Source organism: Pseudoprevotella muciniphila (genome assembly GCF_003265305.2).
GTDB classification, from domain to species: Bacteria; Bacteroidota; Bacteroidia; order Bacteroidales; family Bacteroidaceae; genus Alloprevotella; species Alloprevotella muciniphila.
The window spans coordinates 456676-472694 of sequence record NZ_CP033459.1; the positions used below are offsets into that span (position 1 = coordinate 456676).

Below are 16019 nucleotides of genomic sequence, written 5' to 3' on the forward strand. Positions count from 1 at the left end.
CTTCATTGAAAATCAAATGAAACATCTTAAAACAGCAATTCCTTTCATTCTAAGTCTTTTATGTTCTTTTCTTGAATCATATGCACAGACTATTAAGGAAAACTCTACAATCAATACAATCAATAAAAAAGACGATTATTCTATTATTGATAGTTTAAATGGTCAAGATTACATTGCATTTAACAATAGTGACAGCGTTTTATGCGTAATTCGAAGAAATAAAGAATCTCTATCTCTTGAAAGCCTTTTTCCTGAATACAAAGAGATTAAAATAATAGCTAATTCAGAAGGACGCTATTTGTTATGCCGAAAGACTGATAAAAGTTCATATATATATGACTATAAACTAAAGAAAGAATATCCTACAATCTATCATAATGAGAGAAAGCATTACGATTCCCTTGTTTATCTTGGTTTAAGAACAAAAGAACCAATTTTTCACGACTATCAATCTGACATGTTTGGCCTTAATGGTTTTTACGCAGGATTAAATGCAGAAGAATCAGGACTGAATACAGATTCACTTTATAATGATAAAGTATCTATTTACAATGAATACATAGGTAAAGTTTTTGTCCCATTAGCAGAAATACCAATAGGACACTTTGTTTGTTTTGATTTAGACAATTATACAGAGACCTTAAATTATCAAATACCTATTAATAATTCTGAAAATTCCGATTCTATTAATGAGACTTCTTTTTATATTAGTATCCCTAAGTTGAATAATTTGGATAATATTAAAGAAAACATCTTATACTGGATTGCAGATTGTTATGCCGTTTCAAAAGGAGAATACTTTATCTGCGACATTAGAAATATTAAGGATGAGAAATCCTTAATTGAAAGCATTATAAACTATTTCAATAACAACCTCACATCCAACGAATCCATTCATGAAACCTTTCTAGTTTGCCCACTATACAAATCAAACGAATATGCATCATTTTTCATAGAGTATTCTCGACATTCAGAGGCAGAGGGAGATGTAGAGTGCGCATTTGCAGCGACTTTTGATATAAGACAAGGCATACGTCTAACGCTTTCTGATATTGTGAATGAAGAAGGGAAAGAATATATTTATAATTATTTAAGAGATCATTATTATAGAGATCTTAACATTTCATTCTTTAGAATGCCTGTGGCCATTGATAAAGAAGGACTAAAATTCTTTATGGGAGAGAGAGAGAGTAGTTTTGAAGTTGTAACGTCTATCCTAAATAGTGTAAACAATTATGGATTAGAAGATTATATTGACGCCTTAAAGACGCCTTTTATTCCTTATCAAAATATCGAAAGTTATCTTAGAATTAATATCAGTGACACATGTAAAACTATAACAGACCATTTGAATTATTGTTTTAAACCTTTAGAGAATATAGTAAATTCTTTTAATCCACATAAAACCCAACATAAAATTGACACTTATAGTCGTTTCATTGATGATACATATTTCGAAAATATAAATAATAGTTACAACAGACACTATGCAAAAAGTATTCAGAATGAAAAGCCAGAATTGTCAGCCAACATCTACGAACGTTTATTAGAAGAATTCCAAACCACTGCAGCAGATAATTCAATTAGAAATAATTACTATTATTCAGTGTTTCTAACTGCAAATAATTATTATAAGAAAGAGGAATATGATAAAGCAGACAGCATTTGTAATTATCTACTGAATGAAATGCCTATAAATACGACAAGACCATTATCCACAAATTATTCTTTTTATATACTTTTTAATAAAATCATTAGTGAGCCAAATCTTCAAAACTTCAATCCTAATACGAGCATTTATGACTATAGTACAGATGAAGGATTTAACGTTCATATAGACGCACTAATTCTTCTTTCAAAAATACGAAAAAAACAAAATGACTCAAAAGGAGAAAGAGAATATGCGATTATATCTACCGATTTAATTATACCATATCTACAATCAAAAATATTCTCAATTTCTAGAGAACTTCGAACTGGGTTATGGCAACATTATCGCAACTGGCTATTATTTGACTTAGTTGAAATTGCTGTGCATTCAAGAGAGAATCAGATAACGAGTTCAGCATATGGGGCTCTCTTATTTGGGAAAGGACTTCTTTTAAATTCAGAAGTTTCTTTAATGAAACATATACTAAACGGAACCAATGAAGAAGCAAAGATATTACTTTCTGAATATAACAAGATTAAGGCGGATATTGAAAAGTATAGAAGAATTGGAAGACTAGATAAATGTAACGAATTATCTTATCAACTAAATGACATTCATAAAAGTCTTACATACAATGTAGACTATTCCAATTATATAGAAAAACAAAAAGTCTCGCTAAATCAGGTAGATAGTTGTTTACATAATGATGAGATTGCAATAGAATTTACAGATTTACCAAATAAACAAGATACCACATACTATGCATTTGTGCTATGCCCCAATGATACAACACCAAAGATTGTCAAATTATGCTCAAATGGTGACTTAAGAAATACATCCAAAAATGACATCTCTAACGGTAATTTGTATAATGTGATTTGGGGGAACTTAGAAGATTACCTTACTGCAACTAAAACAATTTTCTTTTCTCCTTCTGGAATTCTCAACACTTTGCCTATAGAATCCGCTATAGATATATATACTAATCAAAGAGTTAATTCTATTTACAATATATATAGACTTTCTTCTACACGAGAAATCGCAGTAGCAAGAGATACGGCTTTTAATCATCAGAGTGGAGATTATCATTATGGACTGCTTGTCGGAGGACTTAATTACGATAATGACAGGTATAACACAAAACAAAAAAGTTTTACGGAAGATAACAACGAACCTCTATTTAGAGAGGGATTGAAAATAAATAAAGTAGATTACTTGCCAGCTACAAAAAAGGAAATTGAATGCATAGAACCTTTAATGTATCACATAGAAAATGTTAAAAAGGTTGGTGTGCTTACTAATGATAAAGGCACTGAGCCTGCTTTTAAGTATTATTCGCAATATCCTATTTCATTGCTTCACATAGCCACTCATGGGTTTTATATCAATGATGATAATTATTCGAGATTAGACAAGAATAACTATTTTTCAATCATTGGGAGAAACTATAGAGATATTGAAGAAAAAGGTCTTATACGTTCGGGGCTCGTATTTGCAGGAGTTAACAAAGTCTTAAAGAATAATAAAAAAATCTCCAGCAACAATGATGGAATTTTGACAGCAATGGAAATAAGTTCATTAGATTTACACGGAGTAGATCTCGCAATACTCTCAGCTTGTCAAACAGGCACTGGCATTATAAGTAATGATGGAGTTATCGGAATACAAAGAGGTTTTAAAAAGGCTGGTGTAAATTCTATTCTAATGAGTTTATGGTCAGTTAACGATGAGTCAACATCTATCTTTATGACTAAATTTTATGAAGCACTCGCTAAATATAATGACAAACAGCAAGCACTTAATGAAGCACAAAACTATTTAATTGTTAATACTAAATATAAAGACCCACATTATTGGGCTGCATTTGTATTGTTGGATGGTATAAGATAATTTATCCAAGTATATCAGATTCAGATAAGAGAAGAATTATTCCACAATTCCTGCTCTAACGAAAGAACTCAATCTATATGAAAACTCTCCATTCGTCTAAAGGTATTCCACGAGCATATCCCAGATGGCGATAATGTGGCAGATGCTGCCAGCGAGGACGAAAAAGTGGAAGATGCTGTGCATGTACGTGCGCTTGTGGAGGGTGTAGAAAAGTGCTCCTGTGATGTAGCAGACACCTTCTGCAATAATCCAGACTACTGCAGCCGTGCTTACTGCATCGATGAGGGGCTTGAAACAGATAAGGACTGAAAGTCCCATGCCTATGAAACAGATAGTTTCAAAATTGCTGTGGTCTTTGAGTTTGATGAAACTTACGATGGTGCCTGCTATTGCGCACATCCAAACGAAGGAGAAGAGCCCCCACCCCCACCAGCCTTGTTCGCGAAGTGCCACGAGTGTGATGGGCGAATAACTGCCTGCTATGTGCCAATAGATGGCCGCGTGGTCACATTTGCGCAGAAACGCCCTAGCCTTAATTGTTTGCGGCAAGGCATGATATATCGTTGAGGCTACGTAAGAAAGGAGCATGCCTACCAAATAGAGGATTACTCCTGCGCGCGCGAAGCCGTTATCGGAGCGGTTGCACCATACGAGGAAAATGATGCCAAAGACTATGCCGAGGATGATACCTCCGGCATGAGACAGGGAATTTATGAGTTCTTCTTTTTGGGTGTATTTGATAGACATTTTTACCTAAATGAGGGTGTGTCATCAATAAATAGAGTGCGATGTCGCGCAGAAATCCTACAAATCTATTCAAATCTAACAAATTGATTTTCAGTTAATTGTTTTTGTATGATTTGTAATGATTATGCAAGATTTCTCGCCTTTTAGGCGACTTTATCAATTATGACACACCCTCACACTACATTTTATTACTATTTTTCAGGCATTTTATAGCGTTCGCCTGATTCCTTTACTATTATCTCCTTGAACATGTCATCGTATCCTGGACGTTGTGGCGGTACGGCAATGCCGTCGCGTGTCATTTTGAACTTGCCATCAACTTCCGGTTTTACGCATTGGTCATTGTATTTCACGATGATATATTCTCCGAGTTTTTTCCATTGTTCCAGCATATCCGCAGCCGTTTTGTTTGTATAGTCGTTGAGAAAAGCCTTTGCTTCATGCGGATTAGAGTTGTATAATGCAAGTGCTTTAGCTTCTGTTTCCGGCTGACTTTGGATATAGCCATTTTCGAGTTTTTCGCGCACTGCAAAAACAGCCGGGAAGATGTGGCTGTAGCGCGGATAGGTCATGTTTGCCACCCAGTTGCATACCCAGAATGCCGACTCCCAGGAGAAAGTAACGTCGTTGGCTGTGTTTACGTCGTAACACTTTGGTACTGTTGTTGTGCAACAATAGACAGGTGTGTATGCTATCATGTTGGCATCGTCGTTTCCGAACCACAGTATGCCACCGATGGCATTGGGCAGTGTGCTTCGCATCTGCGCTACTACAGTATATGATGACTGCATTGTAGAAATGGGGCGTTCGTTGAAATACTTCTTGCCTTCGTGCTCCCAAGAAAGAGGAGTTGTGCGATAAGGACCGGAGAAGGGACCTGCTCCTACATCTTTTGTTATGTCGAAAGGCGTGTTTTCGTAGTGGTCGCGCATAGAGTTCATCACATCCTTCAATGAGAGTTTGCGCTTGGGCTTCATATAGAGCGGGAATGGCTCTGCGGTATCTATATGTCGTCCGTCGGCATAGTCTAAGTATTTATCCATGCCTTCCACCCACAGATTGAAGAAACTCCAGGCACGTGTCTCACAATAGCGTATAGCACCAAAATCGGCAGGAGCGTAGGCTTTCGAGAATGAGAATTCTTCATCGCTACCTGAGAAAAAGCCTTTTTTACGCGCGAAATCCACGACATCCTTGCTATACATCACATTCTTTTTGTCCTTCATATCGAACTGATGAATACGGCTATGGTTGGCATGTACTGCAATACAGTCGTCGGGGATACGCACTGCCACCCAAACAGCACCCTTCTCATTGGGTCCTTTTCCTATCATTTCCATGATCCACACTTCGTTGGGGTCTGCAACGGAAAAACTCTCGCCCTCGCTGGCATACCCATATTGCTGCACGAGATCTGTCATAACCTTGATGGCCTCACGAGCCGTCTTGGCGCGCTGCATACCCAGCGCCATCAGGCTTACATAATCAATCTTTCCATCAGGGTCAACCAGTTCTTCGCGTCCTCCAAACGTTGTTTCCATTATGGAGACCTGATATTCGTTGATATTGCCTATGACACTATATGTCTCCGGTGCTTCCGGAATTTCTCCGAGATAATGGTTTGTATCTCCATCTACAATACGTCGCATTTCGCCTTTAGCATGTTTTGCTGCCGGATAGTAGAGGAGTTTTCCATACATGCCGTATGAATCTGCGCTATATGATATGAAAGTGCTACCATCTGCTGAAGCGTCTTTTCCTACAAGAAAGTTCGTGCACGCCAGAGTTGGAACTGTAATGGCTACAGATATGATTGATGAAAGAATTTTCTTCATTGTATGTATGTTTTTTAATTATACTGCTTTGAACGACATATCGAGACACTTCACAGAATGCGTCAATGCCCCTACAGAAATAAAATCCACGCCACATTCGGCATAATCTCTAAGTGTGTCGAGCGTAATACCCCCGCTCGATTCTGTTTCTGCCCTCCCAGCTACGATTTCTACTGCCTTTTTTGTGTTTTCTACTGAGAAATTGTCGAGCATTATTCTGTCGGCACCACCGTTTTCGAGTGCTTCGTTCAGTTCTTCGAAATTGCGGACTTCTATCTCCACTTTCAGGTTGAGGTGGTTGTTGTTCAGGTATTCGTGGCAGCGGTCGAGGGCATTTCCTATACCACCTGCAAAGTCAACGTGATTGTCTTTTAGAAGAATCATGTCAAAAAGTCCGATACGATGGTTCACACCACCCCCGATTTTAACGGCTTCTTTTTCAAGCATACGCATGCCCGGAGTTGTTTTTCTCGTGTCGAGCACACGTGTTTTGGTCCCTTCAAGTCGTCTTACGTACTCGTTTGTCATTGTTGCGATACCGCTCATTCTTTGCATCACGTTCAGCATAAGCCTTTCAGTTTGCAGCAGGCTTCTCACCTTCCCTGTAACAATCATTGCTACATCGCCAGGTTTAACGTGCGCACCGTCGTTTATAAACACCTCGACATCGAGTTGCGGGTCGAAACGGTGGAATATCTCTTTTGCTATTCTTACTCCGGCAAGAATGCCTTCCTCTTTAATCAGCAACTTCTGCTTACCCATTGCGTCTTCGGGTATGCAGCAAAGCGTGGTGTGATCACCGTCGCCGATATCCTCTGAGAAAGCGAGGTCTATCAGTCTGTCATTGAGTTCGTTTACAGTGTACATATTTATTATTGTTTAATTCGTTTTTTTCTATGAGTTCTATGGTTTGTGTGCAATACTTGATTATTTCCGGTCTATGCGTAACGAATATCATCGTTCGGCCTTTCTTTCCTGAAATAATGTTTTTTATCACTTTTTTCTCCGTCTCGGTATCAAGCGATGATGTTGCCTCATCGAAGAGGAGGATGGGATTGTCCTTCAGCAGGGCACGCGCTATACTTATTCTCTGCGCCTGACCTTCAGAAAAGCCATCACCGACTTCACCGCATCGGGCGTCAAGCCCTTCTTCCCGACTGAAAACGAAGTCTGCTGCAGCCATACTGAGCGCAACCCTCATGTCGTCTTCGTTTGCTTTAGGGTTACCCAACAAGAGATTTTCCCTTATTGTGCCACTTAACAATGTGTTTCCTTGTGGTACGTACGAAAAGTTGACTCGTGTGCCAGGTGTTACAACGTGTTCCCCACGTTCTGCATCGGTTATTATCACCTCACCCGATGTGGGCTGAAGGACGGAAAGAAGGAGGCGAATTAGCGTAGTTTTTCCTGCTCCTGTCTCTCCTACTATTGCCGTGATGCTGCCTGGAGAAAATTCCAGGCTTAGGTTATCAAGAATTATCTTACTATCAGGTTCATATCTGAACGTTACATTGCGTACAGAAATGCCAAGAGGTGCATCAAGCGGTTCTTCTTTGCTGTTCTTCTCTTTAGGAATTTCGTCCATTGCCATCAGTCGCTCGGTTGCTGTGAATGAGCCGATAAAGACAGGGATAAACTTTGTCAGAGTCCTGACAGGACCTTGAATTTGACTTACGAGTTGAATGAATGCAATCAATGCTCCATACGTTATGGCGCCAGCGCTGAGACTGGAAACTCCCCAGATGAATGTAACGAGATAGCCAGTGGCGAAACCTATGTTCATGACACCAGAAGAAACCGATGAATAAATGGTTCTGGTCACTATTTCGTCTTGCAACTGTTCCTGTGCACCAAAGAGTTTTGCAATCATGCTGTTTTTACGGCTTAATGTTTTAAGCAATAAAGAATGTTGCAGACTTTCTTGTATGATACTTTGAATCTTACTTTCTGAATCTCTCACCAGATGTGTCAAGACCCGCATCTTTTTGACATACAACTTACTGATTATCAAAAAGAAAGGAAGAATCATAACGATAATCAGTGCAAGTTTGTGGTCCATCCAGAAAAGGAATACAAAAGCACCAATAAATTGGAAGATGGTGGTTAAGAGTGAAGGCAGGTTTTCTGTAAGGAATGTAATGACGTTTGTGACATCTTGTTCTATCCTGTTAAGAAGGTCTCCTGTATGATATTTTTTAGCCTTCATCCACTCACTTTCAAGCAGATGGCTGAAAATATATCTGCGCATTCTGTTTTGCGCCTTTACTCCAAGGAGTGCCCTGATCCACCTTGATGCTAATGAAAGCGCTATTTGCAGGACGACAATAATGCCGAGTAAGATGAATGAAAATGTCAGCGAAAATGTCTGGGACTGTCCGGTGGCAGTGTCAATAGAATTCTTTGTTGCCCAAACGAAGGCTAAGTCAAGGACGACGAGTAATATTCCCACCACAATGTTCAAGACGGCTTGAAAACGGTGCACCTTCCACACCTTCCAAAGCCATTTCATCAGTTCGCTAACCTTGCGCGTTTTGTTCCCTGCTTTTGCGTTCGCCATATCTGTTTCGCATGATAATCAATTGTTTCTTCCCCCACCCCACATGAGTTTCTCTCTGAGTGTATCAAAATAAAACTTGTGCTGCACTTTCATTACACCTATGGTGTGAGGTGCTTTACAAAGTGATATTCTGGTTTTATCCGAAAAACTGCTACTCCTGCCATCTACAGCGAGCATAAATTTGCCGCTACGACTTTTTACCTCCAGCATAATTTCCACATCGTCGCTAAGAACAACGGGGCGTATGCTGATGCTGTGCGGTGCGACAGCCGTCAGGCAGAACGACTTGCTTTGCGGTACGAGAATTGGTCCGCCTGCACTTAAAGAATAGCCTGTAGAACCGGTCGGTGTGCAAACCACAAGACCGTCGGCGGTATAATTAGTCAGCAATTCGCCATCAACAAATGTTTTTATGTCTATTGTAGAAGAATTGTCGTGCTTAAGGAGCGCTACTTCATTGAGTGCATAACAGTATTGCAACTCGCTGTTATACTTTATGCAAGCCTTTAAGACAGTATGCTGTTCTACTATATAGTTTCCTTCTATCACATTGTCGAGTGCCTGATCAATGACATCGGGAGTTACATCAGCGAGGAAACCGAGACGTCCGGTATTAAAGCCAAGGATTGGGCATCCCTTATCACCGACACATGCTGCAGTCGTAAGGAATGTACCGTCGCCACCGACAGAGATAGCGAGGTCTGTTTCAAAATCATTGCCTTCGAATGGCTCACATTCTGTGATGTCCGCATTGAAATTCTGCTTGATGAACTCGCAGAACTTTCTTTCTATGCAGATATCAAACCCATGGTCTTTCAATGACTTAATCAGTTGAAGAACCTGCTGGTTTTTTTCTATTTGGAAATTGTTGCCAAATATTGCAATTTTCATTATGGTTCAACTTTTTCAAGTTTTTTTGTTACTTTTGCACTATTAGTGTCAAAAAGTTGAAGCAAAATTAGTAATTTTTAGGCTTAAATCATCGAATGGTATGACAAAACTTAGTGTAAATGTCAACAAAATAGCAACATTACGCAATTCTCGCGGTGGGAATAACCCTGATTTACTCAAAGTTTCCAAAGACATTGAAAGATTTGGAGGACAAGGTATTACAGTACATCCACGCCCTGACGAGCGTCATATTCGCTATCAAGATGTGCGCGACCTGAAACAAATTGTCAACACTGAATTCAACATTGAGGGTTATCCGAGTGATGATTTTTGTAAATTAGTTTGCGAAGTCTGCCCTACTCAAGTAACCCTTGTTCCAGACTCGCCGGATCAACTGACTTCAAACCATGGTTGGGACACCAAGCACAACGTTGCATTCCTTACTGATATAACACAGCGTTTCAAGACAGCAGGCATAAGAGTGTCCATTTTCATTGACGCAGATATCGAAATGGCAGAATATGCGCTAAAGGCAGGTGCAGACCGCATAGAATTGTACACTGAACCATACGCATCGGGATACACTCACAACCGTGAACTTGCCATTGCTCCCTTTGTTGAAACGGCTAATCATTGCAAATCAATAGGGCTTGGCATCAATGCCGGCCATGACTTAAGTCTTGAGAATCTTCAATACTTTCATGAGCGCATACCCTTTACTGATGAAGTAAGTATAGGCCATGCGCTCATCTGTGATGCACTGTATTCAGGTCTTAAGCAAACGGTTCATGCCTATTTGGAATGCTTGAAATAACACATTAACATTAAATAAGTCGAACGTAACATTAAACCATTTTTATGATACATTTATTCCTTGCAGAGGGCTTCGAGGAGATTGAGGCTCTTGGCACTTTGGACATTCTCAGAAGGTGCGGTCTCAACGTACAGACTGTGTCGATTAACAAGGAAAGCGTTGTCTCAGGCGCCCATGGCATTGATATCAATGCCGACATCACTTGGGACGAGTTGGATTTAACCAACGTTGAAAACATTATTCTCCCCGGCGGGATGCCTGGCGCCGAAAATCTGAGAAACAAGGCTGAACTTATCTCCCAAATCAAACTCGTCAATACACGTGGTGGCATCATCGGTGCCATTTGTGCTGCCCCTTTCATTTTGGGTACAAACAAAATGCTTACTGACAAACGCGCCACTTGCTATCCAGGCTTCGAAAAATATCTTGAAGGAGCGACAACAACGGGAAATCTCGCAGAAGAGGACGGCAATATCATCACAGGGAAAGGTCCGGGAGCAACATTTGAATTTGCTGCAAAAATTGCCAAAAGATTTGTCGACAGCAAAATAGTTGATGACGTTTTAAACGGAATGATTGCTAAATCAGAATAATGACATTTCATGTCGGACATTCTTTCTCAAGACATCCAATATCTTAAAGGCGTTGGTCCGGCAAGGGCGAAATTGCTGAACAGTGAACTCGACGTTTACACGTTGAAGGATTTGTTGTACACCTTCCCTTATAAGTATGTGGACCGGACCATCATCCACAGGATACAGGACCTGGAGGAAGACATGCCGCAAGTTCAACTTGTAGGTCAGATTGTTGATTTTGAGCGTGTAACGAAAGGTCCACATAAGCGTATTGTCGCCACCTTTACAGATGGCACCGGCTACATTGAACTTGTATGGTTCAAGGCATTGAAATACATCAATGAAACCATAAAGGCTAATGTTCCATATTTGATTTTAGGCAAGCCTACTGTTTTTGGCAGGAGGTTCTCCATTGCTCATCCTGAAATTGAAAAATATGACGAAGAGAATACCCGCCAGAACCAGTTTCAGGCGTTCTATTCAACCACTGAACTTCTGAAAAAACGCAACATTTCTTCGAAAGTCATCAGCCATCTGATAAGTAATGCATTCGATGCGGTTCAGGGAAAATTAGCAGAAACTCTCTCGCCTTCTATCATCAACGAAAAAGGGTTGCTTAGCCTTGAGAAGGCATTGTATGATGTACATTATCCGAATAGTTCGAAATCGCTCCCTCTAGCACTTCATCGTCTGAAATTTGAGGAATTATTCTATCTCCAACTCGACATTCTTCACTACGCAAAGGATAGAAAAAAGGAAGTTGCAGGTTTTCTTTTCAAGAAAGTAGGCGAACAATTTCTCACATTCTATAACGATCACTTGCCTTTTGAACTTACCGAGGCTCAAAAACGCGTCATTAAAGAGATACGCTCAGACATGCGCAAGGGGCAACAGATGAACAGGCTTCTTCAGGGTGATGTGGGTTCTGGCAAGACAATGGTTGCACTTATGAGTTGCCTCCTTGCCATAGACAATGGGTTTCAGGCCTGCATCATGGCTCCTACGGAAATACTTGCAGAGCAACATCTTGCAACAGTTCGGGAGCTACTTGGCAACATGAACGTAAACGTAGAATTGCTGACAGGCATTGTAAAAGGTAAAGAACGTAAGCGCATCCTTGACGATTTGGCATCGGGTAAAACACAAATTCTTGTCGGTACTCATGCACTGATAGAGCCAAAAGTCCATTTTCTGAATTTGGGCCTGGCCGTGATCGACGAGCAACACAGGTTTGGAGTGAAACAACGCTCAAAATTGTGGGAAAAGAATATCCGTCCCCCTCATGTACTGGTCATGACAGCAACCCCCATTCCACGAACGCTCGCCATGACTGTTTATGGCGACTTAGATGTATCCGTTATCGACGAATTACCCCCTGGTCGCAAGCCTATCCAGACACTGCATTACTATTCGTCTGACGTTGACAAAATGTATGCAGGAATACGAACAGAACTCAAGCGCGGTCGTCAAGTTTACATCGTTTACCCACTTATAGAAGAGAGCGAAAAGAGCGACCTGAAAAACCTTGAAGACGGTTATATGCAATTAACGGAAGTGTTTTCAGAATACAATGTAGGGAAAGTCCATGGGAAGATGAAATCTCAGGAGAAGGAAGCCGCAATGTCTGCATTTCTGAACAATGAAATACAGATTCTTGTATCCACGACAGTAATAGAAGTTGGAGTGAATGTGCCTAATGCATCAGTAATGGTCATTGAGGAAGCCGATCGTTTCGGTTTGGCACAACTTCACCAACTACGCGGTCGTGTAGGCAGAGGAGCAGAGCAATCCTACTGCATACTGATGACCCATCGTCGGTTGAACGAAAATACTAAGCGAAGGATGGACATCATGGTAGAAAGCAACGACGGATTTGTCATTGCAGAAGAAGACATGAAACTTCGCGGTCCCGGTGATTTAGAAGGCACTGCTCAAAGCGGCCTACCCTTCACACTGAAAATAGCAAACATCATTAAAGACAACAAATTGATGGAAGAAGCCCGGGAATGTGCCACACGGATCATGACTTCAGATCCCGATGAAAATCTTTCGGACAACGCGATTGTCTGGAAACAACTGAAACGACTAAAACGCAACAAGGAAAACTTTTCTGACATCAGTTAAAATATCTGTTTTTTCGCATGAACAATACAATATGTGCCATAGCAACCGGACAAGGAGGTGCTATAGGAATTATACGCATTTCCGGAAATAATGCCATACCTGCCACTCAGAAGATTTTCCGTTCTGCATCTGGGCAGGAATTGTCCCTGCAGAAAGGATATACAATAATTTACGGCACGATTATAGATACAACAAACTCTGTCATCGATGAGGTCCTCGTCAGTGTATTCAAGGCTCCTCATAGTTATACAGGTGAAGATTGTGTGGAAATCTCATGCCATGCTTCAAGTTATATTCTTCAGAAGATATCAGAACTATTGATTAACAACGGTTGCGCTGCTGCCAGACCTGGCGAATTTACTCAACGCGCATTTCTTAACGGAAAGTTGGACCTATCGCAAGCAGAGGCAGTGGCAGATGTCATTGCTGCGCAGTCTGCGTCGGCACATAAAATCGCCATTAACCAAATACGTGGTGGCATTTCAAAAGAACTCCAAAAACTGAGAGAACAATTACTCCACATCAAATCGTTGCTGGAATTGGAACTCGACTTTTCTGACCATGAAGACCTTGAGTTTGCAGACAAAGAAGAACTTATGGCATTGGCTAAGCACATCAATGCCGAAATTGACCGGTTGCTCGGCACTTTCAAGTTAGGCAATGCTATAAAGAACGGCATTCCTGTTGCCATTATCGGAGACACCAATGCCGGAAAAAGCACCTTGCTCAACCGGCTTGTTGGCGAAGAGCGAGCCATAGTCAGCGACATAAGAGGGACGACTCGAGATGTCATAGAAGACACAGTCGTTATCGATGGTGTTCTTTTCCGTTTTATTGATACGGCAGGCATCCGCGAGACCACCGATGTAATTGAACAGATGGGCATTGACCGCACATTCAGCAAACTCCGTCAGGCAGAGATTGTGTTGTGGGTAGTTGACCTGGAACATGCGGATGTTGAAATTGCCAACATATACAAACAAATCGCATCTGCCACGAGTGATTCTAAACTAATTATACTCCTAAACAAAACAGACATTCATGACAAAGATGAATCAGAAATAAAAGAACATGTACTATCTTTGATTCATTCAGATACCAAAAACTCATTCTCGCACGACATATCCATATTTGCTATTAGCGCGAAACGCGGCGACGGGATAGACAAATTAAAAGCCACACTTAGCGAATTCACAAAACGACTGAACACAGAAGATGTGGTTTTGAGCAATGTGAGGCATTTCGATGCATTCAAACGTGCTAATGAGGCTCTTCTACGTGTTATCGACGGGCTTCAGAATGCCTTGTCAGGAGAATTCATCAGTCAGGATCTACACGAATGTACCGAAGCTTTAGGAGAAATCATCGGCGAAGTAAGTTCACAAGAAGTGCTTAACAACATCTTCTCTAAATTCTGCGTGGGAAAGTAGGTTTAGTTTAGACCTCTTTATATATAAAGCGGACTAAACTAAACTGCTTTCAAAAGGCAATTTTCTTTCAATATTAGGAAGTTACATTCTTTTATATAAACAATATGGAAGGATTTTATTTATTATCGCTAAAATGTGCCAACGCTTAGTAACGTAGGCTTTGGATTTCTTCTTCCGAATGGCAGTAATGATTTGATTAGCAACTTTTTCTACTGGCATTACCCAAAACAATCCTTCTCCTTTTGCCATAGCTGTATCAACAAGACCTGGACGAATATCTGTAACAATTATATGCCCTCCGTTTTTGAAAGCCTTCTTACGCAGGGCTTCCATATAGTTGATTTGATAGGCTTTAGTTGCACTATAGGCAGGTGCCATAGGTTCACCCCGCAGACCACCTGCAGAAGTAATGGCAACAAGATAGCCGCAGCCTTGTCGTTCGAAAATGTGGTAGAGCATGTCAATGACAAATGTCCAACCTACAACATTAGTATCAATAGTTGGACGCTCCACGGCATAGTCAAGAGTGGCGTTAATCTCACCAGTACCAGCACACGCGATAGCAACATCAATGTGCCCTAACGTTTCATGGAGAGTACAAATGGCTTGTTCAATCTCTTCTAATTTGGTAATGTCTGCTTTGGCAGGAATGGTCTTTGATGGATATTTCTGATACAATTCGTCAAGCAAATGTGCACGTCGGCCAATAATGCCGATTCTATTGTTCTCATTTGCATACTTTTCGAAAAGAGCTTTACCAATACCTGAGGTGGCTCCAATGATAACGATATTCATATTGTGCTTTTTGTGTACAAAAGTAATAGTTTACCAGTAGGCCTAAGCACAATATAAAGCAAAAGAACCGTCATGACAACAAATTCTCAAAACGTTTTGAGAATTTACAGCCCAAAAGTTATCTCTCTACGTATGTAGCTGATAGTTGTTGGTGTAACTTTTAGATAAGAGGCTATGTTTTTTAGGTTAATACTTTGTACTATTTCAGGACAACGAAGAAGTAAACGCTTATACCGCTCTCTGGTGGTCATGCGATAGGTATCAAGATATTGTGTATAGACCTGCGAAAAGAGATGGTCGGATATGGCTTGCTTAAGCTCTCTCATACCATTGGAATCTAATAGTTTACCTAATTCTTCACCAGCTAATTGAAAGACCTTACAGGAAGTGCCTGCAACAATTGTCACTTCTGACGTCTTGTTTGAAAGACAATTTGGATAGTCGCCCACAAACTCCCTCTCAAAGGCAAATCCTGTAATATAATCTTTTTGTTCAGAGGAATTATGTACTATGTAGTTGAAGTAGCCACATTCAACAAACCCAATATACCGAGATTCTTCACCTGCTTTGATAAAATAATCGCCTTTAGCATATTGTGTCAATCGTCCATGATTAACACAATACTCTTTCAGCGCAGAGAGGTCAAGACCATCGATGTATGAGTTGAAATCTATCATATCTACAATATGTTGGCATTAGTCTACATAAAA

General features: G+C 40.4%; 12 protein-coding genes. 5 read left to right on the forward strand and 7 right to left on the reverse strand.

The genetic code is table 11. From position 1 onward, the window contains the following. Positions 1-16: 16 nt before the first annotated feature. Complete coding sequence (locus C7Y71_RS01920) at positions 17-3541, forward strand: CHAT domain-containing protein (protein ID WP_111897747.1); 3525 nt, start codon at positions 17-19, stop codon at positions 3539-3541. 96 nt (positions 3542-3637) lie between these two features. Here the strand turns inward: C7Y71_RS01920 and trhA are convergent, their stop codons facing one another. The 5 genes from trhA to C7Y71_RS01945 all read right to left on the reverse strand — a co-directional run bounded on the left by trhA (position 3638) and on the right by C7Y71_RS01945 (position 9571). Continuing rightward, positions 3638-4288, reverse strand: coding sequence for a PAQR family membrane homeostasis protein TrhA (gene trhA / locus C7Y71_RS01925; protein ID WP_111897746.1), 651 nt, complete (start codon positions 4286-4288; stop codon positions 3638-3640). A 191-nt stretch (positions 4289-4479) separates the two neighbouring features. Then, positions 4480-6123 carry a dipeptidase gene (locus C7Y71_RS01930; RefSeq protein WP_111897745.1) on the reverse strand — a complete coding sequence of 548 codons (1644 nt, stop codon included), beginning with the start codon at positions 6121-6123 and terminating at the stop codon, positions 4480-4482. 18 nt (positions 6124-6141) lie between these two features. Then, the gene (gene nadC, locus C7Y71_RS01935) at positions 6142-6990 is read right to left on the reverse strand and encodes a carboxylating nicotinate-nucleotide diphosphorylase (protein ID WP_111897744.1); all 849 of its coding nucleotides are present in this window, start codon (positions 6988-6990) and stop codon (positions 6142-6144) included. Beyond that, the gene (locus C7Y71_RS01940) at positions 6965-8680 is read right to left on the reverse strand and encodes an ABC transporter ATP-binding protein (RefSeq protein WP_111897743.1); all 1716 of its coding nucleotides are present in this window, start codon (positions 8678-8680) and stop codon (positions 6965-6967) included. Before C7Y71_RS01940 ends, nadC begins: the two co-directional genes overlap by 26 nt. 18 nt (positions 8681-8698) lie before the next feature. Then, positions 8699-9571, reverse strand: coding sequence for an NAD kinase (locus C7Y71_RS01945; RefSeq protein ID WP_111897742.1), 873 nt, complete (start codon positions 9569-9571; stop codon positions 8699-8701). A 100-nt stretch (positions 9572-9671) separates the two neighbouring features. On the opposite strand from C7Y71_RS01945, the gene C7Y71_RS01950 reads away from it, so the two are divergent. From C7Y71_RS01950 to mnmE, 4 genes are read left to right on the forward strand one after another with little or no spacing between them, the layout of a single operon-like run. After that, the gene (locus tag C7Y71_RS01950; RefSeq protein ID WP_111897741.1) at positions 9672-10385 is read left to right on the forward strand and encodes a pyridoxine 5'-phosphate synthase; all 714 of its coding nucleotides are present in this window, start codon (positions 9672-9674) and stop codon (positions 10383-10385) included. Positions 10386-10429: 44 nt separating this feature from the next. Continuing rightward, the gene (locus tag C7Y71_RS01955) at positions 10430-10978 is read left to right on the forward strand and encodes a DJ-1 family glyoxalase III (RefSeq protein WP_111897740.1); all 549 of its coding nucleotides are present in this window, start codon (positions 10430-10432) and stop codon (positions 10976-10978) included. 9 nt (positions 10979-10987) lie between these two features. Beyond that, positions 10988-13084 (forward strand): ATP-dependent DNA helicase RecG, encoded by a 2097-nt coding sequence (gene recG / locus C7Y71_RS01960; protein WP_111897739.1) that lies wholly within the window; start codon positions 10988-10990, stop codon positions 13082-13084. Positions 13085-13101: 17 nt separating this feature from the next. Next, positions 13102-14514, forward strand: coding sequence for a tRNA uridine-5-carboxymethylaminomethyl(34) synthesis GTPase MnmE (mnmE, locus tag C7Y71_RS01965; RefSeq protein ID WP_111897738.1), 1413 nt, complete (start codon positions 13102-13104; stop codon positions 14512-14514). Between the two features lie 81 nt (positions 14515-14595). Here mnmE and C7Y71_RS01970 read toward each other — a convergent pair whose 3' ends face one another. Together C7Y71_RS01970 and C7Y71_RS01975 are read right to left on the reverse strand one after the other, a co-directional pair. After that, entirely contained in the window at positions 14596-15309 is a 714-nt protein-coding gene (locus C7Y71_RS01970; RefSeq protein WP_111897737.1) for an SDR family NAD(P)-dependent oxidoreductase, read from the reverse strand. Positions 15310-15413: 104 nt separating this feature from the next. After that, complete coding sequence (locus C7Y71_RS01975; RefSeq protein WP_111897736.1) at positions 15414-15986, reverse strand: Crp/Fnr family transcriptional regulator; 573 nt, start codon at positions 15984-15986, stop codon at positions 15414-15416. Between the last annotated feature and the right edge of the window lie 33 nt (positions 15987-16019).